This window comes from Photobacterium sanguinicancri (assembly GCF_002265265.1).
Lineage (GTDB): Bacteria > Pseudomonadota > Gammaproteobacteria > Enterobacterales > Vibrionaceae > Photobacterium > Photobacterium sanguinicancri.
Genome location: NZ_NOIF01000011.1, coordinates 26,813 through 51,772, shown reverse-complemented (window position 1 = coordinate 51,772; position 24,960 = coordinate 26,813). Strand labels below are relative to the sequence as shown.

Below are 24,960 nucleotides of genomic sequence, written 5' to 3'. Positions count from 1 at the left end.
TTAAATAATTTATATTCTGATTTTATGTTTTGTGTGGTTAATTGCGATTAACCGTGTTGTTAGCCTATTGGTTTCATCAATCTGTTTGGACAATACTGAGCGCATCCCAACGATGGGATGTAATGATTTTTAAGTGTGGTTGTTTTTTAGTATTGATGACCATCTCAAATATAACGCTCATATTCATTCAAAATTGAGGCTAAAAAATGACACGCAGAAGTTCAGCTATTCACTCTGTTGATGGTTATAAAATGGAGTCAAACCTACGTAGTGTAGATCTTAATTTGCTCACAGTGTTTGATGCCGTAATGCAAGAACAGAACATCACACGAGCGGCACATAACTTAGGCATGTCTCAGCCCGCAGTTAGTAATGCGGTTGCGCGTTTAAAAGTGATGTTTAATGATGAATTGTTTATTCGCCATGGTCGCGGCATTCAACCGACCCAACGTGCCAAGCAATTATTTGGCCCTATGCGCCAAGCACTGCAGTTGGTAAAAAACGAACTACCTTCATCAATCTTTTCGCCTGAAACATCAACGCGTACCTTTAAGTTAGCTCTATGCAGCCCATCTGATATGCGTTTTGCCCCGCATATCTTACGCTCCGTTACTGAGCAAGCGCCGAATCTGCGCATGCAACTTGAAGCTGAATTTGATGCGAAGCTAACGCAAAAGATGCGTTACCAAGAAATCGATTTTGTGATTGATTACGTACGTTTCGACGAAGCGGGTTTTTGCAGTACAGAGTTATTCCGCGATGAGCTTGTGGTGATTGCCGCGCAAAACCACCCGCGTTTGAGCGACAGCGTGTCTGAATCTCAGTTCGCCTCTGAAAAACACGCACTGCTAAAAGCGATGCCTGGTGTGAAGATGTTTGCTGACCATATTTATAATAAACATAACTCTTACCAAGAAGCTTACCAAGGCGCGAGCTTGAGCAACATTATGTATGTTGTTGGTCAATCTGATCTTATTGCCGTGGCTCCACGTTGGTTGGCGGAGTCTGTTGCTGATAATCTAGAATTAAAGATACTGGATTTACCATTTGAAGCGGCAAGCATTAGCGGTTACCTGAGCTGGCACGAGTCTTCACAAAAAGACAAAGGTCACATCTGGATGCGTGATCAACTGATGTCTATCTGTGGCAATCATGCCTAAGTACTCACTTTGCTTATTGATGAATAAAAGCCAGCGTTGCTGGCTTTTGTTTTATATGGAACAAACGGGCTTTCTTTTAGTAACGTGCTTGCTGAGCTGTCTTACTTTCTTACATTTGTATGAAATGTATTAAAAAGTCGTATCAGCCCTGTAGTGGTCAGGGGTTAGAGTGAGATAGATGCAACAAAATCAGTAAATTTTGAAGGCGAGTGGTTGCCTTTTTTACCATCAAAGGTAAACTTCGCACCTCAGTTAAGCTTACATGTGTAAGCTAAAAGATCAGGGTTGTTATGGGTAAACGTGACTTTCATTTAGTAAATCGTATCCGCACACAGATTGCTCGTCTGGGTGACCGTGCTGCTTTACGTCATCAGGTTGCCGATGAATGGCAAGATATCACGTGGTCTGAGTTTGGTGCTCAGATCCAAGAACTTGCTATTTCAATGTTGGCCAAAGGCCTAAACGTACAAGACAAGGTCGGTATTTTCTCCAATAATATGCCGAACTGGACAGTTGCAGATATGGCAACCTTGTACTGTCGCGCGGTAACCGTGCCGATTTACCCAACCAGTACGCCCGATCAGGCTGCGTACATCATTAACAATGCAGATATGCGTATCCTGTTTGTTGGTGAGCAAGCTCAGCATGATGCTGCTGTGCAAATTGCAGAACAATGCCCTGAGCTAGAGCACATTGTTGTGATGTGTGATGACGTTATATTAGCGGATCACCCATTAGTTAGCCGTTTAAGTGAGTTTGTTACTGAACACTCAATTGAAGCAGAAAATGCATTAACTGAGCGTCTTGATAACATCGCAATGGACGATTTGCTGACACTCATTTACACCTCGGGTACGACTGGTACACCGAAAGGCGTCATGCTGGATTACACCAATATTGCCTCGCAATTAGAGAGCCATGATACGAACTTAGCGTTAGATGAAGGCGATAGTTCGCTTTGTTTTCTTCCGCTATCACATGTTTTTGAACGTGCTTGGACTTTCTTTGTATTGCACCGTGGTGGGGTGAACTGTTATTTAAGCGATACCAATAAAGTGCGTGAAGCTCTAGCGGATGTTAAGCCAAATGTAATGGCGGCAGTACCGCGTGTTTATGAAAAAATTTACTCTTCTGTATATGAAAAAGTCGCTAAAGCTCCTTTCCACCGTAAATTGATTTTTACTTGGGCTGTGAACATGGGCGCGCGTATGGCTGCATGCCATCAAGAGAATCGCAAACCTTCAGCGATGTTGAAGCGTGCGCATAAGCTGGCAGATAAAATGGTGCTGTCTAAGCTCCGTGACGTGCTTGGTGGTCAGATAAAATTCATGCCATGTGGTGGCGCGAAGCTGGATCCAACCATTGGCCGTTTCTTCCATGCTATCGGTGTTAACGTGAAGCTGGGCTACGGCATGACAGAAACCACAGCGACTGTTTCATGCTGGAGTGATCATAACTTTAATCCTGATTCTATCGGCGTGATTATGCCAGGCGCTGAAGTGAAAATTGGCAAAGACAACGAAATTTTAGTCCGTGGTCCAATGGTAATGCGCGGCTATTACAAAATGCCGGAAGAGACCGCAAACAACTTCACTGAAGATGGTTTCTTGAAAACCGGTGATGCTGGTGAGTTTGACGCTGAGGGTAATTTATATATTACTGATCGTATCAAAGAGCTGATGAAAACATCGGGTGGTAAGTACATTGCACCACAAGTGATTGAAGGTAAAATTGGTAAAGACCACTTTATCGAGCAAATTGCGGTTATTGCTGATACGCGTAAATTTGTGTCTGCATTGATTGTTCCGTGTTTTGAATCGCTGGAAGAGCATGCCCGCGAACTGAATATTAAATATAAAGACCGCATCGACCTACTGAAGAAAACGGAAATTAAAGAACTCCTTGATCAACGTATCGCTGAGCTACAAAAAGACTTAGCGCGTTTTGAGCAAGTGAAGAAGTTTACTTTGTTGCCAAAAGCCTTCTCGATGGATAAAGGTGAGCTGACGCCAACGCAGAAACTGCGTCGTAAAGTGATTCATGATCGTTACCATCAAGAAATTGAACGCATGTACGAAGAGAGTCACAAAAAAGCTAAATAGTCAGTAGGTTGCAATACTGCTAATGCCAGTGGAGACGCAACTGAAAATCCCCTATTGAAAAGGAGCCTTGTGCTCCTTTTCTTTTTCTACTTGCCCCCCATTTTTCTGCTTATCACTCCCCGCTGTTTATCTTGCTACAGCAATACGATCTGCCATCGCTTTCCCGTAACGCCGCTATTTTATAATTAGCATACTCTGCGTATGGCGTATTTATTAGCGATAAACACCATTCAACACAGCCACACCCAGATGATTTCGATGAATTTTTATTAATGGTAGAGCAATAACGCATAGTGACTTTTGCGCATAGACTTAAATGCTAATAAAACGTTACAGTTATTACGGTTGTCCGTTATCTGTTATCAGATTAAGCGGAAACATAGCGCGAAAAATTCACTTTAGGCTAAAAGTAAGCCCTAACTATGTTGTATCAGCCCATATAGCTAATTATTTATTTGGCACCCTGTATTTGTCTTGTCGTTAATGGATTACGTCATCAATCACAGGGTAATGCACAGCGAGCCGATATATCGCAAATCAAGCAGGCGTATGAAGACATGATGTTCATACCAGTGTCTTGTGGTGAGAATCGCAGCTTAGTTGGAAGAATTAGCTATATAGGCTGGTCACACTGACCTGGAGGCAAGAAATATGGAAATGTTGTCCGGCGCCGATATGATTGTTCGTTCAATGATCGATCAAGGCGTAAAACACATCTTTGGATACCCTGGTGGTTCGGTGCTCGATATCTACGATGCACTGCATGAAAAAAGCGATATAGAGCACGTCCTCGTACGTCATGAGCAAGCCGCGGTTCATATGGCTGATGGTTATGCCCGTGCAACTGGAGATGTGGGGGTTGTCCTTGTGACTTCAGGCCCTGGTGCTACTAATGCGATTACCGGTATTGCAACGGCGTATATGGATTCCATTCCCATGGTGGTCTTTTCTGGTCAGGTGATGAGTAATCTTATTGGTAATGATGCCTTCCAAGAGTGTGACATGGTGGGTATTTCTCGTCCTGTCGTGAAACACAGCTTTTTAGTTAAGAAGCCTGAAGATATTCCTGCGATCATCAAAAAAGCCTTTTATATTGCCGCGAGCGGCCGTCCTGGGCCTGTGGTTATTGATATCCCTAAAGACATGCTGAATCCAGCGGAAACATACCCATATCAGTACCCAGAAGATATCTCACTACGCTCATATAACCCAACCACTCAAGGTCATAAAGGGCAGATTAAGCGCGGTCTTAAAGCCTTATTAGCGGCGAAAAAGCCCGTGCTATATGTGGGTGGTGGTGCAATTATGTCAGCCTGTAGTGAGCAACTACTGAGCCTTGCTGAATCGCTAAACATTCCTGTTGTTAATACCCTTATGGGTCTAGGCGCCTTCCCGGGGACTCATAAAAACTGCTTAGGAATGCTAGGCATGCATGGTACTTATGAAGCCAATATGGCCATGCATAATGCCGACCTTATTTTTGGGATTGGGGTGCGTTTCGATGACCGTACGACCAATAATGTTGAAAAGTACTGTCCTAATGCAACGATCATGCATATCGATATCGATCCATCTTCAATATCGAAAACAATTGCTGTGGATATTCCAATTGTAGGTTCAGCTGATACGATCCTTAATTGCATGCTTAAACTATTGTCCGATCAAGAGGCAACGAATGATCAGGATGCGGCTGCAAGCTGGTGGGCGGATATCGAAACATGGCGTAGCCGTAAGTGCTTAAACTACGATGCTTCGGGTGATCGTATCAAACCACAACAAGTGATTGATGTTCTTTATCGCCTGACCAATGGTGATGCTTATGTCACCTCAGATGTAGGCCAGCATCAGATGTTTGCAGCCTTGTATTATCCGTTTGATAAACCGCGTCGTTGGATTAATTCTGGTGGTTTAGGCACCATGGGATTTGGTCTACCTGCAGCAATGGGCGTTAAGTTTGCCTTGCCTGATGCCGAAGTGGTTTGCGTCACAGGTGATGGCAGTATTCAAATGAATATCCAAGAACTATCGACAGCGCTGCAATACGATATCCCAGTGAAAATTATCAATTTGAATAATCGCTTCTTGGGGATGGTAAAACAGTGGCAAGATATGATCTACCAAGGGCGCCATTCACATTCTTATATGGACTCAGTGCCTGATTTTGCTGCTATTGCTGAAGCTTATGGCCATGTAGGTGTCAGGATCTCGGATCCGAAAGAACTGGAAGGTGAGTTAGAAAAAGCACTGGCGCTCAAAGATAAATTGGTTTTCATTGATATCAGTGTGGATGAAACTGAGCACGTTTACCCGATGCTGATCCGTGGTGGCTCAATGAGTGAAATGTGGTTAAGTAAAACGGAGAGAACATAATGCGCAGGATAGTATCAGTATTATTAGAAAATGAATCTGGGGCATTATCACGTGTTGTTGGCTTGTTCTCTCAGCGTGGTTATAACATTGAATCACTTACCGTAGCCCCGACGGATGATAAAACATTATCCCGACTGAATATCACCACCAATGTGGAAGATGATGCCGCGCTGGAACAAATAGAGAAACAGCTTCATAAACTGATCGATATTCTGAAAGTCAGCAATGTGACGGAAGGCGAACATGTCGAACGAGAACTGATGCTGGTGAAGGTAAAGGCCAGTGGTTTTGCTCGCGCTGAAGTGAAACGCACCGCGGATATTTTCCGTGGGCAGATTGTTGATGTGACGACTCAGATTTACACCATTCAACTTGCAGGAACGAGTGACAAGCTTGATGCGTTTATTTCTGCCGTTGGTGAAGCGACAGAGATTATTGAGGTTGCCCGCAGTGGTGTGGTTGGCGTAGCTCGAGGGGAGCGTGCGCTAAAAGCTTAATTATAAAAGACGTTCACGAAGCCACCATCCAACGATGGTGGCTTTTTTTGTTGGTTGGTTTTGAGCGATTGAGAGGGTGCTATTTCTGTTTAGCAAATTTATGACGGTAGTATTAGACTAAAGTTGTAGAAGGTTAAAATTCGCACAACACAAGAAAGGGCGTAAACTAGCGTCTCTTTTTGTACGGGCGATAAAGTGCTTATATCGACTAAAGTCGTAGGTTCGATATAGAGCAGCGCGGATAGGTTAATTATTAGGATGCGGTACGATCAAAGTGAAAGGATACTCGCTGGTGGAGTAGTAACAATGATCAATAAATTCTTAGTACGCTTAACGGCGTTAACCGCTTTATTGCTGGGGTTTAATGTCAGTGCGATATATTTTTTGCTGGTGGTGCTGCTACTAAATACCCATCACAGAGATATTTTTGGTTGGTGATGAAGCTCGATCGCCCGATCGAGCTATAACATCAGACCTACAGATAGGCTTTAATCATTTCAACGGCCCGTTGGAAATGACTATTGAGCAAGGTTAATGCTTGCTCGGTGTCCTTATTCAGCACTGCTTTCATCATAGCTTCATGTTCACCATTATCATGATAGCGTTCTTGATAATCACGAGAACGGCATACCCAAATATGACGATAGCGCTCTATTTGGTCATACACTTCACGGTATAAATCGAGCATGATAGGGGAGTTACTTCCCGCTAACAGTGCTAAATGAAATTGGCTGTGGCGTTGTTCCCACTCGACAAAATCCACTTCAGATTCAGCTGGGTTGATCCGGCTGAGTTTATGGTAACTTGTCAAAATATTGATTTCCCATGCCTCATCACCATTTTGGATTGCTCGCTCGATCAGCACACGAGAAAGTACCAAATTAGTCTCAAATAAATCTTCGAGTTCAGCTAAAGAAATAGGGGAAACCCAGCATCCCTTTTGAGGAGCGAATCGGACAAACTTTTTCCAAGATAGTTGGACTAAAGCTTCTCGGATCGGAGATGCACCAACGTTATAACGTTGCTTTAAATCGGCAACAACAAGTTTTTGGCCGGGCGCTAGTTCGCCGAGCAAGATGTCTTGTCGAATCACCTCTGTGACTTGATTGGTCAAAGTTGGGCTAGACACAAAATTCCTCTTATGAGTTTTATATTCCCTCTATGTCATGCCAGTGGCAAGCAAAGGGATATTATTATGCATTGTACGGCAAATTAGGCTATCACAGGGCGGTATATACCTGTTGGGTATCAAGCGCGCAGTTGAAAGTATATGTTTTATATGAAATTAGAGCGATAAGCAAACATTTGAAATGTGAGGACGAGCGAGGGTTCAGCGATGATAACGTCAAAGATAACAGATAAAAAAACGGGAGCCATAAGGCTCCCATTTAAATCTGATTGTACAAAAAGCTAGGCTTATAGTACGTGTACAGATGCTGTGTTTGTAGTGCCTGATGGTACTAGAGCACCAGAAACCATAACAACGATATCACCTTTAGCACCTAGACCAGTTTCAAGCGCTAGCTCTTTACCGCGACCGTAGAATGCATCAGTGCTGTCGATTGAATCAACAACAACAGGTGTAACACCTTTAGTCAGTGCAAGTTGTGCAGCTGTTTTAGTGTTTGTTGTTACTGCTAGGATGTTTGCAGTTGGGAAGTACTTACGTACTGAACGTGCAGATTTACCCGCTTCAGTTGCAACAACGATAAGTGGAGCACTTAGCTTCTCAGAAGTATCAACTGCGCCTTTACATACCGCTTCAGTGATACGTAGACGAGAGCTATCTAGGCGAGAACCTAGCTCTGCTTTAAGTGCTGAATCTGTACGTGCACAGATTTGAGCCATGATAGTTACAGCTTCGATAGGGTATTTACCCTTAGCTGACTCACCAGAAAGCATTACTGCATCAGTACCATCCATGATTGCGTTAGCAACATCACCCGCTTCTGCGCGTGTTGGACGTGGGTTCTTGATCATTGAATCAAGCATTTGAGTTGCAGTGATAACCACTTTACGTGCACGGTTACACTTCTCGATCATCATCTTCTGCGCGAAGATAACTTCTTCAACTGGGATTTCAACACCTAGATCGCCACGAGCAACCATGATGCCGTCAGAAGCTTCAAGAATAGCGTCAAAGTTATCAACACCTTCTTGGTTCTCGATTTTCGAGATAATTTGGATGTTTTCGCCGCCGTTAGCTGTTAGAAGCTCACGAATTTCGATTACATCAGATGCTTTACGAATGAAAGATGCAGCAACGAAATCAACGTTTTGCTCACAACCAAACTTAAGGTCAGCTTTATCTTTTTCAGATAGTGCTGGAAGGTTTACAGAAACGCCAGGTAGGTTAACACCTTTGTTCTCACCTAGGTCACCGTTGTTAAGTACTTTACACTTAACTTCAGTTTCAGTTGTTGCAAGTACTTCCATCTCGATTAGACCATCGTCAACCAAGATAGTGTTGCCTTTTTGAAGGTCTTTCGCAAAACCAGGGTAAGTCACAGCAACGCGATCTTGGTTGCCCACAACTGTAATATCAGTTGTGAATGTGAATTCTTGACCAGCAACTAGAGGGAAGTCTTCACCGTTCTCTAGTTTGATAGTACGAATCTCAGGACCTTTAGTATCTAACAGAATAGCTAGAGGCTTACCAGACTCAGCCATAACGTCACGTAGGTTTTGGATGCGCTGACCGTGCTCATCGAAATTACCGTGTGAGAAGTTAAGACGCATTACGTTCATACCAGCGTTAGCTAGTTTAGTAAGCATTTCAACTGATTCTGTTTTTGGTCCAATCGTACATACGATTTTGGTCTTTTTCATTGAGGATACTCTCCGGAAAAACTTAAACCCAAGGGAAATTTAAAAAACCACAGTGTTATACATGAAAGTCAGTGATCAAATATGTTGAAAAATGACTACAAAACGAGAGGCAGTTCAAATAAACGAAACTTACTATCGTTAAAAACTGTAGTAATGCAAAAGTGTTACAAAAATATTGCGTTACACAAGCATTGTACTTGCTTGTGTAACGAAACATAAAATACAGAACTGCGTTAAAAATAGGTTAACTTTCAATCATCCCAATCATAAAAGCTGCACTCAAACAAGTGGAGGATTATAGCAGGGTTTCATTCTATTAACACCTTGTGACGTTAATCAACATTTCACAAAGAGGTGGCTGATTATGCCCAACTCCAACAAAAAAGTTTTGTCATTTATCAATTGTGGTGCTTTTTTTCAAACTTATCTTTCTTAAGCCTTTAAGGATGCTTGCTTATTACTTCGGATCTTTGGGTGGAGTCGGTAATACATCACACAAAACAACAGTGTTTTTTATGGGTTTGTATTGTAGTAATATTCTGCTTGTAAGTGATGGGTCAAAAAAAAAGATAAATGACCCATAGGTGTATCACTCTTTTTATAACAAGGACTTTTATGTATTTAAGCCGTACGACAGTAGCAGTAGTTATTGCTTCCGCCCTTTCTGGTTGTGGTGGTGCTAACGATTCTAACAACAATAATCCAACGCCAACAAAACCAACCACCACTAAGGTCAATGTATATTCTTCGGTGGAAAATTGCTCAGTGAAAGCTGATGTGCCTAATTGCCACTTTGAGAAAGGGATTTATATTCTTAAAGTCAATAAGGCGACGACAGATGCACAGCAGCAACGTGTTATTCAGCGAGTGAAGAACATGATGGAGTGGGCACATGACGAGGTACGTAAACAGTTTGCCAATAAACGTACTGTTATTGGTATTGTTGAAGGTGAGGCGCAGTTGAACGGGCCTTTAGGTGAGTTTGTTCTCGCTTTAAACAGCCAGAAGGTAAAAGGGCTCACCATTGAAGGGATTGAGTTGATTTACACCAACCAAGGTAAAGATGAAACGCTATACCCAACAACCTACCAAAAGATGATGCAGGTATATGATTACTACATTGATGGTAATAGTAACTCTGCGGTCGGCTCAGAATTGACCTCTGCCTATGGGGAGTTCAAGCGTATTTTAAAAGCTAAAAAAAGTGAAGCTGGTGCAGCTGAATACTTGACCTTTAATGAGTGTAATTATGGGAATCAGCAGTTAGGCGCAGATCGTGCGGTTGATACACCGAGTAAATGCATTTTGAGTCACCCAGACGACCCCGCCAAACCAAGTATTGATGATGAAGGTAATGATATTGCTAATGGTAAGCCTGATATGGTGCATACCGTTAAACTGAACCTTAACCCTGGTGCACTGCTGGGGACGGTTTATGAGTACAAGGTTGAGCCTGGAAAGAATACGCCTGCTGGTGAATTAAAAGGTTCCAAGGGAGCTGCTTTTACCAATAGTGGCAAGCTGGGCGAAGGTAAAGCGACAGATGTGAGCTGGGCTAGTCCTGCCTTTAAACCACTAAATGACTTTATGGATAAGTGGTTCTTCGTCAATAAGTAATGAGTTGTATAAAAACCAGTAAATAGAGACAATCATCTAAAATAACAAGGCTGAAGGATTACAGTCCCTTCGGCCTTTTTCTATTTTGTGTTCTGGTAAGACACTTCATAGGCGCGAAGATAATAAAATGAGTCGCTAGAAGGTAAGGCGATAACCATGCGTCGATTGAAAAGTGCTGTTATGTTTAGGTGTTTTTCGTGGCTTCAGGTTAAGTGTTGTGAATAAGTACACTTAGGTCACTGAAAGGGGTTGAGAAGTAGAGGGCGATTAGTCTAAAGTTGTCTGGAGTGAAATATCCCTAGATTGCTGGGCTTGTGGGTAAATAAGCCTATGAGCATCAGCATTACCCAGTGATTCAATGTCAGCTAGAGCAGGAGAATCAGCAATGACTCATGAAACTAAAACTATGGAAGTACCTGTCGCTATCGCTGAGAGAGTACAGACTTTAATTGATGCCTATATAGCAAAAGAAAAATTCAATGCGGAACGTAAAGAGATAGTGAATAACTTACTTTCCATGGATAACCTTAGCTGTGAAATGGCGGTTTATAGTTTACCTCAGGGGGAGTTGCTAGACACACTCAGATTTGTGTATGAGCTTTCCGGTACAAATAGTAAGTTTGTCAAAAACATACTGACGCAATCAAGAGAGAACCCTAAGAAGGTTTTATCTGATGCTCAGCGATCTTCAGCTAAGAGCCTGTTGTTTAATCTGATCAATGATCCTTCTGTTGTTTCAGCCATGAAAGAGATTTAAGTACAGCGCTTCATGTTTGCTTAAGGCTTATTGAGGGTAAGTTGATTACCCTCTTCTATTATTTGAAGAGAGCATTCTGGACTAAGATTTGGCTGAGTTGATTAAGGCGTATACCAAGCGACAGATGTGAAATACAGATGTCAGAAATGCAAAAGGCCGAAGTGGTTATTAACCGCTTCGGCCTTTCTATATTTGGTGGCCCCTCCCAGACTTGAACTGGGGACCAAGCGATTATGAGTCGCCTGCTCTAACCACTGAGCTAAGGGGCCAGTGTGCGAGAAATTATATGGGATGCAGGATCGCTTGTCTATAGCTTTCCTTGGCTAAATTGTGTGCTTTTTCAACACTTAAGATGTAGAGGCTTGATTGGTAGGTTATTACAGGCAATAAAAAAGCGAGCTGATAAGCTCGCTTTTTTGAATAACTAACTAGCGATGAATAAGTAGAACTTACTCGTCTAGGAAGCTACGTAGAACATCTGAGCGGCTTGGGTGACGTAGTTTACGCAGCGCTTTCGCTTCGATTTGACGAATACGCTCACGCGTTACGTCAAACTGCTTACCTACTTCTTCAAGCGTGTGGTCAGTGTTCATGTCGATACCAAAGCGCATACGCAGAACTTTAGCTTCACGAGGTGTTAGGCCAGCTAGCACTTCGTTTGTAGCACCACGTAGGTTAGTCGCTGTTGCGGCATCCATCGGTAGCTGAAGCGTTGTATCTTCAATGAAATCACCTAGGTGTGAATCTTCGTCATCACCGATAGGGGTTTCCATTGAGATTGGCTCTTTTGCAATCTTCAGTACTTTACGGATCTTGTCTTCCGGCATTTGCATGCGTTCAGCCAATTCTTCCGGCAACGGTTCACGACCCATTTCTTGTAGCATCTGACGTGAAATACGGTTCAGTTTGTTGATCGTTTCGATCATGTGAACCGGAATACGGATGGTACGTGCTTGGTCAGCGATTGAACGAGTGATTGCCTGGCGGATCCACCACGTTGCGTAAGTCGAGAACTTGTAACCACGGCGGTATTCAAACTTATCAACCGCTTTCATCAGACCGATGTTACCTTCCTGAATAAGATCCAAGAATTGTAGACCACGGTTGGTGTATTTCTTCGCGATAGAAATAACCAGACGTAAGTTCGCTTCAACCATCTCTTTCTTCGCACGGCGTGCTTTCGCTTCACCGATAGACATGCGACGGCTGATGTCTTTGATACGCTCGATCGTTAGGCCAGTTTCTTTCTCAAGAATATTTAGCTTAGATACGGCACGGCGAAGATCTTCTTCGTACGTTTTTAGGCGCTCAGAGTAAGGTTTACCTGCATTCAGTGCTTCGTCGATCCACTCAGCTGAAGACTCGTTACCTGAAAATAGGTTTACGAAAGTTTTCTTCGGCATTTTAGAGTTATCAACACACATACGCATGATAAGACGCTCGTTAGTGCGTACCTTATCCATTGACGCACGTAGCGAGCTTACAAGCTTATCGAACTGTTTTGGGATCAGACGGAATTGCTTAAAGACTTCAGACAATTCTTGAACGGTAGTTTCAGTATCTGCATGATGACGACCATTGGTCGTAATCGCAGTTGCCATTCTTTCGTAAGACGTGCGTAGCTCCATGAATTTTTCACGAGCAAGCTCAGGGTCGATACCTGTGTCTTCTTCTTCTTCGTCTTCGTCGTCGTCAGAATTCTCAAGATCTTTATCTTCGTCTTCTAACTCAGTTTCGCTTAGCTCTGAACCAATGTGGGTTGCAGTTGGTGCTGTTGTACCGTCATCGTTCGGGTCAACAAAACCAGAAATGATGTCAGTAAGACGAAGTTCATCGGCTTCAACTTTGTCGAATTGCTCGAGTAGGTGAGCAATCGCAGAAGGGTATTCGGCAACAGAGCACTGAACTTGGTTAATACCATCTTCAATGCGTTTGGCGATATCAATTTCACCTTCACGAGTCAGTAGCTCGACTGTACCCATTTCACGCATGTACATGCGCACTGGGTCAGTTGTACGGCCGATCTCGCTTTCTACGCTAGATAATGCTTGCGCCGCAGCTTCGATGGCGTCTTCATCTGCATTATCTTCAGTCATCATCAATTCATCGGCATCAGGGGCAGTTTCAACTACCTTAATACCCATGTCATTGATCATCTGAATAATGTCTTCAACCTGATCGGAATCTACGATGTCTTCCGGTAGGTGGTCATTTACTTCGGCGTAGGTCAGATAGCCTTGTTCTTTGCCTTTCGCGACAAGTAACTTTAGCTGAGACTGCGGATTTTGCTCCATAGACGATATCCAACTTCGGGTCTGAGTGAGAATAGTAGAATGCAGAAATGCAAACCGTTAATTATAACAAACTTCTAAACTGTTGGCTAAATATTAGCCGGGACGATTGAGCAACAACAACTGCAATTCCCGCTTCTCTTCGACTGATAAGCCGATAGTATTCGATTTAGCCTGCAACTTTTCTATTTGCTGTCGGACACACTGGTCAAAAACTTTATCCAATGCGTCTAAAAATACATCGTGTGTGTTGTCTTCGTTATCCAACAACGGCAGTTCCCATGCGGCTAATCGTGCCATCATGGCTTCACTTTTACTGCCTCGCCAGTTTTCAAGTAGCTGGCCTGTAGTTATATTGGGGCGCGCGCGACACTTATCAACTATTGACAACAATAAATTTAGTCCCGCGATATCAATACCTTCAAATGTCGTGGTATCAAATGCGAGCGTGTTAACAAAATTTGGGTTCTGAACTAGCAGTGCAATGACTTCTCGCATTGGTGTGCGTTTAATTTCTTGCTGCGGCTTTTTAGGTTTATCGGCCACATTTTGTTTTAATTCAATGCGAATTTGATCGGGTGGTAACCCTAAATTATAGCCTAGCGTATTGATTAAGTATTGACGTAATGTTTCGCCTGCCACTTTCTCAATCAAAGGGGCTGCGAGTGTTTTTAATTTAGCTTTACCTTCACGTGCGCTGGTGTCGACTTGCTGGATCAGCGAGTTAAACATGAAGTCTGACAACGTCATTGCATCGGTAACGCTTTGTTCAAACGCCTCTTTACCGTATTGACGAATATAGGAGTCAGGGTCTTCACCATCGGGTAAAAACATAAACTTCAATTGGCGACCATCGGTAAGAAATGGCAGAGCTTGTTCCATTGCGCGCCATGCAGCATCGCGGCCAGCGCGGTCACCATCGTAGCAACAAACAACCGTGCCTGTTTGGCGAAATAAGGTTTGCATGTGCTCACCCGTTGTTGCTGTTCCCAAGGACGCAACAGCGTAGTCCACACCAAACTGAGCTAGCGCGACCACATCCATATAACCTTCAACAACCAGCAGGCGCTCAGGTTCACGGTAAGCTTGCATGACTTCGTACAAGCCGTACAGTTCACGGCCTTTATGAAATATTGGTGTTTCGGGTGAGTTAAGATATTTAGGTGTACCATCACCTAATACTCGTCCACCAAAGCCAATTACGCGGCCACGGCGATCGTGAATCGGGAACATGACGCGACCACGAAAACGGTCGTAACGACGGCCGTTGTCGTTTTCGATCAACATGCCTGTTGTCACTAACGCTTCTTGTGCGTTGTTATCTCGGCCAAAACGGCTACGAACTAAATCCCATTGGTCGGGAATATAGCCAATACCAAACTTTTTGACTACATCGCCAGATAAACCACGATCTTTTAAATAATCGATCGCAATTTTGCCATCTCCAGCACGAAGCTGAGATTGATAGAACTGGGAAATCTGGCCCATTAAATCGTACAGGTTGCGCTTTTCCGCGGTACGTGGACCGGATGGTTCGCCACCATTTTCTCGTGGTACTTCTAACCCAAGTTGCGATGAAAGCTCTTCAATGGCATCAACAAAATCTAAGCGATCGAATTCCATGACGAAATCGAGCACATTGCCGTGCACACCACAGCCAAAACAATGATAAAACTGTTTTTCTTGGCTGACAGAGAATGAAGGGGTTTTTTCGTTGTGAAAAGGACAGCAGGCACCGAAGTTTTTCCCTTTCTTCTTTAGCTTCACTCGTGCGTCAATCACGTCGACAATATCATGACGTGCGATGAGATCATCAATAAACGAACGAGGGATTTTTCCTGCCATACAACGTGTTAAACCTACTTCTTCGGGTGAAATACCACCAGGAAATGGTGATTGAGTGTTTTATTTTTACTTGAAATATACAGGGTTAGAATACAGACAAGCCGCGCATTCCTAAAAGGATAGCACGGCTTGTTGCAGAGCTGGGGGAGTTTTAACCTAGTTTAGTTTTCACTAATTGGCTAACTTTCCCCATATCAGTACGACCCTGAATTTGAGGCTTTAATACGCCCATAACTTTACCCATGTCTTGCATACCTGCAGCACCAGTAGCAGCAATAGCTTCATCCAGTAAAGCGGCAACTTCGTCGTCGCTTAGTGGCTGAGGCATAAACTCCTCTAGGACTGCAATTTCAGCATGCTCAACATCAGCAAGGTCTTGACGGCCCGCTGCTTCATATTGAACAACAGAGTCACGGCGTTGCTTCACCATCTTGGTTAGTACACCAATCACGTCGTCTTCGGAAAGAGTGATCTTTTCGTCAACTTCACGTTGTTTGATTGCTGCCATAACAAGGCGGATGGCACCAAGGCGAGGTTTATTCTTCGCCTTCATTGCCGTTTTTTGTTCGTCTTTTAGACGTTCAATCAGAGTCATATCACGTTCCTTCTGATAATCGTTAGATTAGTACAGACGAACGCGACGCGCGTTTTCGCGAGCCAATTTCTTCAGGTGACGCTTAACTGCCGCTGCTTTAGCGCGCTTGCGTACTGTCGTTGGCTTTTCGAAGTGCTCGCGACGACGTACTTCAGAAAGAACGCCTGCTTTTTCACAAGAGCGTTTAAAACGACGTAGTGCTACGTCGAACGGTTCGTTTTCACGTACTTTGATTACTGGCATGTAATACTCACCTCTGAGTGATTCGGTTTAACGCTGACAATCGTAATGAGTCAGCTGATTAAAAATGGTGCGAAATTCTAATCTGATCTAGGGGCATTTGTAAAGCATTCTGCAACCATGAACTGGTTAATTTTTGTCAACAGCGGTAACATGCCCATAATTACCACCAGTTACTAACTAGTATAGAGGTTGTTATGCGTATACTGGGCATCGAAACCTCCTGTGATGAAACAGGTATTGCAATTTTCGATGATGAAAAAGGCTTATTGGCTCATGAGCTGTATAGCCAAGTAAAATTACACGCTGATTATGGCGGTGTTGTTCCTGAATTGGCATCACGCGATCACGTGAAAAAAACGATCCCATTGATCAAGGCAACGTTGGCTAGTGCGGGTCTTACCCATGATGATCTAGACGGTATCGCATACACCGCAGGCCCTGGCCTTGTGGGGGCGTTACTGGTTGGTGCTACTATTGGCCGTAGCCTAGCTTACGCATGGGAAATTCCAGCGGTGGCGGTTCACCATATGGAAGGGCACTTACTTGCGCCTATGCTAGAAGATAATCCACCAGAATTTCCGTTTGTCGCGTTATTAGTGTCTGGCGGTCATACCATGATGGTGGATGTAAAAGGCATTGGTGAGTACCAAATTCTAGGTGAGTCTGTCGATGATGCTGCCGGTGAAGCGTTTGATAAAACCGCCAAGCTGATGGGACTTGATTACCCTGGTGGTCCACGTTTAGCGAAATTGGCAGAAAACGGCACAAAAGGTCGTTTTAAGTTTCCACGCCCGATGACAGATCGCCCTGGATTAGATTTTAGTTTTTCAGGTTTGAAGACGTTTACAGCCAATACGGTTCGCGCAAACGATGATGATGACCAAACGCGTGCAGATATTGCCTTTGCATTCCAAGAAGCCGTTGTTGATACATTGGCGATCAAATGTAAGCGTGCGCTTAAGCAAACGGGTTACAAGCGTCTAGTCATTGCTGGTGGTGTGAGCGCGAATAAATATCTGCGTGAACAACTTGAAGTGCTGATGACTAACCTACGAGGTGAAGTTTTCTACCCACGAACCGAGTTTTGTACTGATAACGGTGCAATGATTGCTTACGCGGGTATGCAGCGCTTGAAGAATCAAGAGACGATGGATCTGGCTGTGAAGGCGTACCCTCGTTGGCCGATTGATCAGTTAAAGCCTATTGGTGCAGATACTGAATAATCGCTATCTTAGAGATATGCAGATACCAAAAAACGGGCTAATCAGCCCGTTTTTTTATTGAGCAACAAAAGTGATTTAGTCATCCAATACTTTGTTTTTTTTCTCGGCTTCAGCTTTATTGCCTTGACTGATTTTTTGCCAAATTTTGGTCTCATTACCATCAAGTAAGCGTTTCACGTTGTCGTGATGGCGCAAAACAATTAAGCACGAGAGCATGGCAACAGGCATGGTGTATTCTGGTTTTACCCACCATGTAAACAGTGGTGCAGCTAATGCAGTAAATAGCGAAGCGAGTGATGAATAGCCTGTTACCAACACAGCTAACAGCCAGCAGCTAATTAACATGCCGCTAAGATCCCACCCAATTGGCGCGAGTCCACCTAGTGCCGTTGCCACCCCTTTACCCCCACGAAAGTGGAAGAAGATGGGATAGATGTGGCCCAGACAGGCGGCAATGCCGATAACGCCCAGTAAAAAGGGATTTACGTTAAGGAAATAGCTGATCCAAACTGGGATCATGCCTTTAAGAATATCGCATACCAATACCAGCGCGGCAGCTTTGCGTCCACCAAGGCGGTAAACGTTGGTAGCTCCTGGATTTCCAGATCCGGATTCACGAGGATCAGGCAAGCCAAAGAGTCGACAAATTAATACCGCACTAGAAATCGACCCTAGTAAATAGGCCCCAATAATGATCAAAAGTATTAATGGCGTCATGGTTACATCCTGCTAGCCAACAACATGTTCATTGTCACTTTAGTTGAATGATAATGATCACTGAGTTTCATCGTAGTGACTCATTCCTGTGATATAGTTCTTCACCTCTCACACCACTGCTATTACTCGGCAAGTGCTTGATATGCTCAGCGATGAGCGAAGTGGAGAGTGAATGTCATTTTTATTGACGATTACGACCTGATAATACGCGCTTTTGCTCACATTGGGTATCCGACCTCTAACAAAATTAGCGATTGAACATGGACTCAGTATTTATCGAACAACTCGAAGTTATCGCCACTATTGGAGTGTATGACTGGGAGCAGGAAATTAAACAGAAATTGGTATTGGATTTGGAGATGGCTCACGATAACCGTCCTGCCGCCAATAGTGATGATGTCGCCTATGCCCTAAATTATGCGGCGGTGAGTGAAGCGGTTACAGCACACATTCAGAACGGTCGTTTTCTCTTGGTAGAGCGTGTGGCAGAAGAAGTTGCCTCGTTATTGATGACGCAATTTGGTGTGCCATGGTTGCGTGTTCGTGTGACCAAACCTACCGCTGTCGCCAATGCGGGTGGTGTTGGCGTTCAAATTGAACGAGGCACAAAGTGACACGAACTTTTATCAGCATAGGTTCCAATATCGAGCGTGAGCATCATATTCATGTGGCGATGACTGAGCTGAAAAAGTTAGGTGTACATTTTGAAGTGTCCCGTATTTTTGAAGCGGAGCCTGTTGGGTTTAGTGGCCCAAATTTTTATAATTGCGTGGTAGCGTTAGAGACGTCTTTGTCGTTGTCGGTATTGCAGCAGACTTTAAAGCAGCTAGAGCTGGATTATGGTCGCGCACCCGATGCGAAGAAAAATCAAAGCCGAACGTTAGACTTAGATATTTTGTTGTACGGTAATGTTCAACAAAATTCCTTGCCGACGTTACCTCGCGCAGATATCTATAAATTTGCTTTTGTTTTATGGCCAATGGCTGAGATCGCTCCTGATATGAAAATTCCAGGGGAGGATCGCACCATATTGCAGCTATGGAATGAGTTTGGAACTGAGCAGGCTTTATGGCCTGTAGATGTTATTTTTGAGGGATCTCATGAGTCACTTTGAAGCTTTTGTGTTAGCGCTTATTCAAGGGTTAACCGAGTTTTTGCCGATTTCAAGTTCGGCGCATTTAATTTTACCTTCTCAAGTTTTTGGTTGGGCAGATCAGGGGCTTGCATTCGATGTTGCCGTCCATGTTGGTACGTTAGCTGCGGTGATCTTGTATTTCCGTAAGGAAGTGGTCGCGTTGTTATCAGCTTGGGTTGCGTCGATTTTTAAAGGTCATCGCAGTGCTGAATCGAAACTGGCTTGGATGATCGCATTGGCGACGATCCCTGCCTGTCTCTTCGGTTTGTTGATGAAAGACTTCATTGAGCTGTACCTACGTTCCGCGTGGGTGATTGCGTGCACGACGATTATTTTTGGCCTGTTACTTTGGTGGGTGGATAAGCGTGCGACTCAGCAAGTGAATGAATACCAAACGGGTTGGAAGCAAGCCTTGTTTATTGGTCTCGCGCAAGCGGCTGCCATTATTCCTGGCACATCGCGTTCAGGGGCAACCATGACAGCGGCGCTACATTTAGGGTTTACCCGTGAAGCGGCAGCCCGTTTCTCGTTCCTGATGTCGATCCCGATTATTCTACTGGCGGGTAGTTACTTAACTTTGAAGTTAGTGACTAGCGGTGCACCGATTGATTTTGGCGGTTTAGGTATTGGTCTGGTGGTATCGTTTGTCAGTGCATACGCCTGTATTCATGTGTTCTTGAAGCTAGTGACACGTTTAGGCATGCTACCGTTTGTAATTTACCGTCTTCTACTGGGTGCCGGCTTGTTTGCATTTTTATTGATGCAATAGCAAATGCACAAACAGAGACACTAAAAAAGGCTCAAACCTGCGAAGGTTTGAGCCTTTTTTATTTCGATATTTCGGATATTAAAGGCATTAAAGAGATTACAGTATCAAAGGTCGTTAGTTTGCTGCTTGGCGGTATTGAGTCAGCACGACGTCAACAGCTTGGCTGCGTTGAATGGCTAATTGCTCTTTGATTTCTTTGCCTTTGAAACCTGCGTCTACAATGGGTTTAACTGCCACGGCAACGGCGGCGTCAAAGCATTGCATGAGTAAATCGGCTTGAGGGTAAGCATCGTTCTCAAAGCCTGTACGGCCACGGACATCGGCACGGCAACATAGCCCCAATTGCATGACTCTTTCTGGTTTTCGCCACGCATCGATTTGATCGAAGATCTTAATGAAGGTATCAGGACGCATCTCATCGGCGCGATGGATTTTGGTGTGTTGCGCACACACCATTAAGGCTGTATCGCGGTAATCGTTGGGTACGCGTAGGCGCTGACAAAGTTGCTTTATCGCTTTGAGCCCTGTGTGACAGTGCATTTTGTGGCTTGGCCATTCGCTCTCGGGTGTTAGCGCTTTGCCTAAGTCGTGTACTTGGGCGCAAAAACGAATAATAAGGCTTTCACTGAGTAAGGCGGCTTGCTTAGCCACCAGTAGCGTGTGAATACCACAGTCAATTTCAGGGTGCCACTTCTCTGGCTGAGGAACCCCAAAGAGGGCATCAATTTCAGGCATGATAACGTGTAATGCACCGCACTGGCGCAGTACTGTTAGAAACACTTCTGGATTGGTGTAACCGAGCGATTTTTCCCACTCTTTCCAGACACGCTCAGGGGTTAGTGTATTGAGTTCACCGTTCACGACCATTTCTTGCATGAGAGCCATGGTTTCTGGTGCAATGTGAAAACCAAGGTGAGCAAAGCGAGCAGCAAAGCGCGCGACACGCAGTACACGCAATGGGTCTTCGATAAAAGCAGGCGAGACATGACGCAGCCATTTATTGGCGATATCAGCTTGGCCATTGTAAGGATCAATCAAGGTGCCATCATTCGCCTGAGCGATCGCATTGATAGTAAGATCACGGCGCATTAAATCTTGTTCCAGAGTCACATCTGGTGCCGCGTGGCAGACAAAGCCAGTATAGCCTTGGCCAGACTTGCGCTCGGTACGCGCTAACGCATATTCTTGTTTATTTTTCGGGTGCAGAAAAACGGGAAAGTCACTGCCGACTTGGCTATAGCCTTGGGCGATCATTTGTTCTGGGGTTGCTCCGACGACAACCCAGTCTTTGTCTATGACTGTTAGACCGAGAAGTGCGTCACGTACCGCACCTCCAACAAGATATGTCTGCAAATCTAGCTCCTATCATGTAACTATGCGATTTATCGTTATAGAATCATTTTTGTTATCGGTATCAGAGTATAAAGCATGTATAAGGATTTTTTCGGTATAACTGAGGCGCCTTTCTCAATTGTGCCTAGCGCACGATTTCTTTACCTTAGTGATCGTCACCGAGAAGCGCTTACACATTTGCTCAATAGTTTAACTGACGGTGGTGGTTTTGGGCTGCTAACAGGGGAAGTCGGCACAGGTAAAACGACAGTATTACGTGGCCTTATCGCTCGTTTGACACAAGATACTCAAGTTGCCGTGATTTTAAATCCTGCGCTTTCGGCGCAGGAGTTGTTAGCCTCCATTTGTGATGAACTAGGGTTAACCTACCCAGTGGAAGCCAGTTACAAAGTGCTGACAGATACCATCTATAAGCATTTATTGAGTAATCACAGTGAAGGCCGTCAAACACTGCTATTGATCGATGAAGCACAGCACTTAATGCCAGAGGTGCTCGAGCAACTGCGCTTGTTGACTAATCTTGAAACTGAAAGCCGTAAACTGCTTAAAGTGGTATTGATTGGGCAGCCAGAATTACAACAACTGTTGCAGCAAGAACGCTTGCGTCAGTTAGCACAGCGGATCACCTCACGTTATCACTTGTTAGCGTTAACAGAACAAGAGGTTTGTGAGTATGTGCATTATCGATTGCGTGCAGTTAATTGTTTGTTTGCCGTATTTGATGATCAAGCTATTGCTGTGATCGTTAAGCGAACGCAAGGGATACCACGTTTAATTAACTTGGTGTGTGATAAGGCGATGCAGTTGGCGCACCAACAAAGCACTCAGCAGGTGTCTAAAGCATTAATGAGTCGTGCTTGTGACGATGTATTAAGTTGGCACCTTCCTGTGGGGGCATCGACGGGAGCGGCGCCTACAACGCAACAAGTGCGTAAGGATCCGGGTCACCCTGCACCCAATACAATAACGCAGAGTCTAACGGTATTAACGTTAGGCATTGCCGTTGCGCTGGGGGGCTATTGGTTTGCTCAGCAACAAGGTTGGCTGACGGTGGCGGATGATACCGTCACGACGGCGCAAGTTTTACCATCGACAGCTCAGCCTTTAGCGAATATTCAGATCAAGTCAGAAGCCACGCTGCTCGAGCAAGCAATTGCACAAAGTAGGAGCGAGCGGGATGCCATGCAAACCTTATATCGACTATGGGGTTACGATACATCACCAAGCCAAGCTAATTGCACGACGAGTCAGCGTTTGTATTTATCTTGCTATCAAGACAAGTCGACAAATATAACGGCGAGTATCAGTGGATTAACCCTGATCAATCGTCCTGCGCTAATCAGCATGAACAGCGAGGAATTTGGACGCTATTTCGCGGTACTTTATCGTTATTCGCGTGAGCAGGTTGAGTTACTGGTTGGCGGTCAGCGTATAGCGGTGAGCCATGCGTGGTTTGCTCGTCACTGGCAAGGTGGCTATACCTTGTTATGGCGCCCTCCACTGGGGGATAAGACCAGCATTCGCTTTGGACAGCGCGGTGAACGAGTGGAATGGCTCAATCAACAATTAAGCCTCTTATTGGGGGAGCCGAGCGCGACGCATAATCGCTTTGATCAGAGCGTGCTGGATAAATTACGCCGTTTCCAGCAGTCTCAAAGTCTTTCTGCGGATGGTATTGCCGGGCCAAAAACATTGATGATGATTGATGCCGCCTTAAATTTACCAGGGCCAACATTACAGCCGAGAGAAAGCTAATGTCGAAGTTATTTACCGCGATAGCTCAGTCTGAACAGAGCTATCAGGCGCAATCAGCCCCTAACACGCTTGCCTATGCGCCAGAGAAGGCCGTGCTGACGTCACACCGAGGATGGGGAAGTATGGCATTGTTTGCTCTACCTATCGTCGCTGTGCTCGGATACACTGTGTTGTGGCCCCACTTAACAGCCTCAGGTCTCTTTGTTGCTAGCAAGGCTAAAGAGTCAGAGCATAAAGCGGTTGTGGACGTTCACCTTGCTACGACGAACACTCAGCATGATGTGTTGTCTGATGTTACTTTTCTACCTTATCCAGAATTGATCACCGAAGCCTTACCCGATCCTAACTGGAATCGTCCGCAGTCTGTCGCTGTCAGCAATAAGAGCCACTTGCCGAGTGAGTCTGAGGCACGTGCAGCGCTGAGTGAGCCAAGAGTTATTTCGGCAGAGCCTCGTGACCCTAACCGCGACGGCTGGGGGCTGGAGAGCTTAGACTTATCAGGTTTGTCGCCTGAACTTGCCGAACAGCTGCAATCTGCGATTGCGGCAACAGATGCACATCAAGGTTTTGATACTGCTTCACCTTCACCTTCAGTAGATAGCTCGACCTTACGTGCTACCTCGGAGCGAGCTACAACGCCGCCACCAAGTCAGCAGGCTGCAAAAGTGGTTATGGCGATTGGTGATTTACCAGCAGATGTGCAGCAGCGTTTACCGACCATGAATTTACAGACGCATATTTACTCGTCGAGTGCGAAAAGCCGCTGGGTGAAAGTGAATGGACGCGAGGTGTTTGAAGGGGATGTAGTTGCACCGGGGGTGACATTGCACAGTATCGAGCCACGCCAAGTCGTATTGGATTTTGAAAAATACCATATTGCGATGCCTGCGTTATCGGAATGGTAATCGAATGAAGGTCATGCATGACGTGTTCTAAGCGAGTGATGCAGGCTGAGTGAAAAAAAAGGGTAGCCAATGGCTACCCTTTTTTGTCTTGTTTACTGAAGCTCGTCAGTATTATGCCCAGCCGTTGTTGCTCTTACGACGACGAGGGATTAAATGTGGCAGTACTAAACCAAGTAACAGACCAACACCAGCAACCATGCCACCGTAAGTGAACCAGCGCATTAGCAGGTCATCTTTTTGGGTATCGATCTTGGCACGAAGCTCACGAATTTCAGCCTGAGACGTCATTAGCTGATCATTCAGGTTGGTATTTTGTGTTTCAAGCTCGGTGATTTGGTCGTTACGTAGTGTCAGTGAATTTTTCAGACCCGCATTTTGCTCGTCACTTGATTTCACTGCTTCTGCTAGAGCGGCTTTCACTTTTGTCAGCTCTTTCTCTAGGGCAGGTACACGGTCTTTCAAGCCAACTTGGCGTGAAATAAATTTGCTGCTCACCCAGCCTGTACGGCCGCGGCTATCAGTAACACGGCTATAGCCTGTGTCTTTATTGGTTTCCAGTAGTGAAACCTTAGTGCCAGCATTCACACTGCCGATAATACGGAATTGTGTGCTTGGGCCTTTGTGCATGTAAGTAAACAAGTCGTCAGAGATATAACGTACTTGTTCCGCATGTGCTGGGGCAGTCACCACAGCGCAAGCGAGTAATAATAAGCTGATTAGTTGCTTCACGATTTGATCCTTGAGGAGCCTGAATACAATATTGGTTCCGATACTAAAAATTTTACGCGCAAGGTGCA

22 protein-coding genes and 1 tRNA gene are annotated in these 24,960 nt (G+C 44.7%); 13 read left to right on the top strand and 10 right to left on the bottom strand.

What is annotated here, in order from left to right:
- Window positions 1-206: 206 nt before the first annotated feature.
- From leuO to ASV53_RS26095, 5 genes are all read left to right on the top strand, one after another.
- Window positions 207-1,160, top strand: coding sequence for a transcriptional regulator LeuO (gene leuO / locus ASV53_RS03525; RefSeq protein WP_094956125.1), 954 nt, complete (start codon window positions 207-209; stop codon window positions 1,158-1,160).
- Between the two features lie 290 nt (window positions 1,161-1,450).
- Window positions 1,451-3,262 carry an AMP-dependent synthetase/ligase gene (locus tag ASV53_RS03520; protein WP_094956124.1) on the top strand — a complete coding sequence of 604 codons (1,812 nt, stop codon included), beginning with the start codon at window positions 1,451-1,453 and terminating at the stop codon, window positions 3,260-3,262.
- Window positions 3,263-3,913: 651 nt separating this feature from the next.
- Window positions 3,914-5,632 carry an acetolactate synthase 3 large subunit gene (locus ASV53_RS03515; protein WP_094956123.1) on the top strand — a complete coding sequence of 573 codons (1,719 nt, stop codon included), beginning with the start codon at window positions 3,914-3,916 and terminating at the stop codon, window positions 5,630-5,632.
- Window positions 5,632-6,129 (top strand): acetolactate synthase small subunit, encoded by a 498-nt coding sequence (gene ilvN, locus ASV53_RS03510; protein WP_062691772.1) that lies wholly within the window; start codon window positions 5,632-5,634, stop codon window positions 6,127-6,129. The genes ASV53_RS03515 and ilvN overlap by 1 nt, the downstream gene beginning before the upstream one ends.
- 306 nt (window positions 6,130-6,435) lie before the next feature.
- Entirely contained in the window at window positions 6,436-6,567 is a 132-nt protein-coding gene (locus ASV53_RS26095) for a hypothetical protein (RefSeq protein ID WP_048899495.1), read from the top strand.
- A gap of 37 nt (window positions 6,568-6,604) precedes the next feature.
- Here ASV53_RS26095 and ASV53_RS03505 read toward each other — a convergent pair whose 3' ends face one another.
- Both ASV53_RS03505 and pykF read right to left on the bottom strand, forming a co-directional pair.
- Window positions 6,605-7,258 carry a GntR family transcriptional regulator gene (locus ASV53_RS03505; RefSeq protein WP_062691774.1) on the bottom strand — a complete coding sequence of 218 codons (654 nt, stop codon included), beginning with the start codon at window positions 7,256-7,258 and terminating at the stop codon, window positions 6,605-6,607.
- Between the two features lie 287 nt (window positions 7,259-7,545).
- On the bottom strand, window positions 7,546-8,958 hold the full coding sequence (gene pykF / locus ASV53_RS03500; protein ID WP_062691776.1) for a pyruvate kinase PykF: 1,413 nt from the start codon (window positions 8,956-8,958) through the stop codon (window positions 7,546-7,548).
- A 615-nt stretch (window positions 8,959-9,573) separates the two neighbouring features.
- On the opposite strand from pykF, the gene ASV53_RS03495 reads away from it, so the two are divergent.
- Both ASV53_RS03495 and ASV53_RS03490 read left to right on the top strand, forming a co-directional pair.
- Entirely contained in the window at window positions 9,574-10,575 is a 1,002-nt protein-coding gene (locus ASV53_RS03495; protein ID WP_094956122.1) for a hypothetical protein, read from the top strand.
- 385 nt (window positions 10,576-10,960) lie between these two features.
- Window positions 10,961-11,332 (top strand): hypothetical protein, encoded by a 372-nt coding sequence (locus ASV53_RS03490; RefSeq protein ID WP_062691779.1) that lies wholly within the window; start codon window positions 10,961-10,963, stop codon window positions 11,330-11,332.
- A gap of 193 nt (window positions 11,333-11,525) precedes the next feature.
- On the opposite strand, the gene ASV53_RS03485 is transcribed toward ASV53_RS03490, so the two are convergent.
- The 5 genes from ASV53_RS03485 to rpsU all read right to left on the bottom strand — a co-directional run bounded on the left by ASV53_RS03485 (window position 11,526) and on the right by rpsU (window position 16,306).
- Window positions 11,526-11,601: transfer RNA gene (locus ASV53_RS03485), tRNA-Ile, on the bottom strand.
- 180 nt (window positions 11,602-11,781) lie between these two features.
- Complete coding sequence (rpoD, locus tag ASV53_RS03480; RefSeq protein ID WP_094956121.1) at window positions 11,782-13,626, bottom strand: RNA polymerase sigma factor RpoD; 1,845 nt, start codon at window positions 13,624-13,626, stop codon at window positions 11,782-11,784.
- Between the two features lie 93 nt (window positions 13,627-13,719).
- A complete protein-coding gene (gene dnaG / locus ASV53_RS03475; protein WP_094956120.1) occupies window positions 13,720-15,468 on the bottom strand; it encodes a DNA primase in 1,749 nt (582 codons plus the stop codon).
- A gap of 151 nt (window positions 15,469-15,619) precedes the next feature.
- Window positions 15,620-16,063 (bottom strand): GatB/YqeY domain-containing protein, encoded by a 444-nt coding sequence (locus ASV53_RS03470; RefSeq protein ID WP_094956119.1) that lies wholly within the window; start codon window positions 16,061-16,063, stop codon window positions 15,620-15,622.
- Between the two features lie 27 nt (window positions 16,064-16,090).
- Window positions 16,091-16,306, bottom strand: a complete 216-nt coding sequence (gene rpsU, locus ASV53_RS03465) for a 30S ribosomal protein S21 (RefSeq protein ID WP_062691783.1) — start codon at window positions 16,304-16,306, stop codon at window positions 16,091-16,093.
- Window positions 16,307-16,500: 194 nt separating this feature from the next.
- On the opposite strand from rpsU, the gene tsaD reads away from it, so the two are divergent.
- The gene (gene tsaD / locus ASV53_RS03460; protein WP_062691785.1) at window positions 16,501-17,529 is read left to right on the top strand and encodes a tRNA (adenosine(37)-N6)-threonylcarbamoyltransferase complex transferase subunit TsaD; all 1,029 of its coding nucleotides are present in this window, start codon (window positions 16,501-16,503) and stop codon (window positions 17,527-17,529) included.
- Between the two features lie 75 nt (window positions 17,530-17,604).
- On the opposite strand, the gene plsY is transcribed toward tsaD, so the two are convergent.
- On the bottom strand, window positions 17,605-18,246 hold the full coding sequence (plsY, locus tag ASV53_RS03455) for a glycerol-3-phosphate 1-O-acyltransferase PlsY (protein ID WP_062691787.1): 642 nt from the start codon (window positions 18,244-18,246) through the stop codon (window positions 17,605-17,607).
- A 260-nt stretch (window positions 18,247-18,506) separates the two neighbouring features.
- Between plsY and folB the strand changes: the two genes are divergently transcribed.
- Genes folB through ASV53_RS03440 form a run of 3 tightly spaced genes read left to right on the top strand, consistent with a single transcriptional unit; the run spans window position 18,507 to window position 20,150 of the window.
- The gene (gene folB, locus ASV53_RS03450; protein ID WP_062691788.1) at window positions 18,507-18,860 is read left to right on the top strand and encodes a dihydroneopterin aldolase; all 354 of its coding nucleotides are present in this window, start codon (window positions 18,507-18,509) and stop codon (window positions 18,858-18,860) included.
- Window positions 18,857-19,360, top strand: coding sequence for a 2-amino-4-hydroxy-6-hydroxymethyldihydropteridine diphosphokinase (folK, locus tag ASV53_RS03445; protein ID WP_094956118.1), 504 nt, complete (start codon window positions 18,857-18,859; stop codon window positions 19,358-19,360). The genes folB and folK overlap by 4 nt, the downstream gene beginning before the upstream one ends.
- Entirely contained in the window at window positions 19,347-20,150 is an 804-nt protein-coding gene (locus tag ASV53_RS03440; protein ID WP_094956117.1) for an undecaprenyl-diphosphate phosphatase, read from the top strand. Before folK ends, ASV53_RS03440 begins: the two co-directional genes overlap by 14 nt.
- A 114-nt stretch (window positions 20,151-20,264) precedes the next feature.
- Here ASV53_RS03440 and ASV53_RS03435 read toward each other — a convergent pair whose 3' ends face one another.
- Window positions 20,265-21,503: a multifunctional CCA addition/repair protein gene (locus tag ASV53_RS03435; protein WP_094956116.1), complete on the bottom strand. Its 1,239-nt coding sequence runs from the start codon at window positions 21,501-21,503 to the stop codon at window positions 20,265-20,267.
- A gap of 75 nt (window positions 21,504-21,578) precedes the next feature.
- Here ASV53_RS03435 and ASV53_RS03430 point away from each other — a divergent pair, with 75 nt between their 5' ends.
- On the top strand, window positions 21,579-23,258 hold the full coding sequence (locus tag ASV53_RS03430) for an ExeA family protein (protein ID WP_094956115.1): 1,680 nt from the start codon (window positions 21,579-21,581) through the stop codon (window positions 23,256-23,258).
- Complete coding sequence (locus ASV53_RS03425) at window positions 23,258-24,163, top strand: general secretion pathway protein GspB (RefSeq protein WP_094956114.1); 906 nt, start codon at window positions 23,258-23,260, stop codon at window positions 24,161-24,163. The genes ASV53_RS03430 and ASV53_RS03425 overlap by 1 nt, the downstream gene beginning before the upstream one ends.
- A 111-nt stretch (window positions 24,164-24,274) precedes the next feature.
- Here ASV53_RS03425 and ASV53_RS03420 read toward each other — a convergent pair whose 3' ends face one another.
- Window positions 24,275-24,892, bottom strand: a complete 618-nt coding sequence (locus ASV53_RS03420; RefSeq protein ID WP_094956113.1) for a TIGR04211 family SH3 domain-containing protein — start codon at window positions 24,890-24,892, stop codon at window positions 24,275-24,277.
- Between the last annotated feature and the right edge of the window lie 68 nt (window positions 24,893-24,960).

Coding starts and splice junctions, on each gene's coding strand:
- leuO (WP_094956125.1), top strand. CDS start 207: ATGACACGCAGAAGTTCAGCTATTCACTCTGTTGATGGTTATAAAATG.
- ASV53_RS03520 (WP_094956124.1), top strand. CDS start 1,451: ATGGGTAAACGTGACTTTCATTTAGTAAATCGTATCCGCACACAGATT.
- ASV53_RS03515 (WP_094956123.1), top strand. CDS start 3,914: ATGGAAATGTTGTCCGGCGCCGATATGATTGTTCGTTCAATGATCGAT.
- ilvN (WP_062691772.1), top strand. CDS start 5,632: ATGCGCAGGATAGTATCAGTATTATTAGAAAATGAATCTGGGGCATTA.
- ASV53_RS26095 (WP_048899495.1), top strand. CDS start 6,436: ATGATCAATAAATTCTTAGTACGCTTAACGGCGTTAACCGCTTTATTG.
- pykF (WP_062691776.1), bottom strand. CDS start 8,958: ATGAAAAAGACCAAAATCGTATGTACGATTGGACCAAAAACAGAATCA.
- ASV53_RS03495 (WP_094956122.1), top strand. CDS start 9,574: ATGTATTTAAGCCGTACGACAGTAGCAGTAGTTATTGCTTCCGCCCTT.
- ASV53_RS03490 (WP_062691779.1), top strand. CDS start 10,961: ATGACTCATGAAACTAAAACTATGGAAGTACCTGTCGCTATCGCTGAG.
- rpoD (WP_094956121.1), bottom strand. CDS start 13,626: ATGGAGCAAAATCCGCAGTCTCAGCTAAAGTTACTTGTCGCGAAAGGC.
- dnaG (WP_094956120.1), bottom strand. CDS start 15,468: ATGGCAGGAAAAATCCCTCGTTCGTTTATTGATGATCTCATCGCACGT.
- ASV53_RS03470 (WP_094956119.1), bottom strand. CDS start 16,063: ATGACTCTGATTGAACGTCTAAAAGACGAACAAAAAACGGCAATGAAG.
- rpsU (WP_062691783.1), bottom strand. CDS start 16,306: ATGCCAGTAATCAAAGTACGTGAAAACGAACCGTTCGACGTAGCACTA.
- tsaD (WP_062691785.1), top strand. CDS start 16,501: ATGCGTATACTGGGCATCGAAACCTCCTGTGATGAAACAGGTATTGCA.
- plsY (WP_062691787.1), bottom strand. CDS start 18,246: ATGACGCCATTAATACTTTTGATCATTATTGGGGCCTATTTACTAGGG.
- folB (WP_062691788.1), top strand. CDS start 18,507: ATGGACTCAGTATTTATCGAACAACTCGAAGTTATCGCCACTATTGGA.
- ASV53_RS03440 (WP_094956117.1), top strand. CDS start 19,347: ATGAGTCACTTTGAAGCTTTTGTGTTAGCGCTTATTCAAGGGTTAACC.
- ASV53_RS03430 (WP_094956115.1), top strand. CDS start 21,579: ATGTATAAGGATTTTTTCGGTATAACTGAGGCGCCTTTCTCAATTGTG.
- ASV53_RS03425 (WP_094956114.1), top strand. CDS start 23,258: ATGTCGAAGTTATTTACCGCGATAGCTCAGTCTGAACAGAGCTATCAG.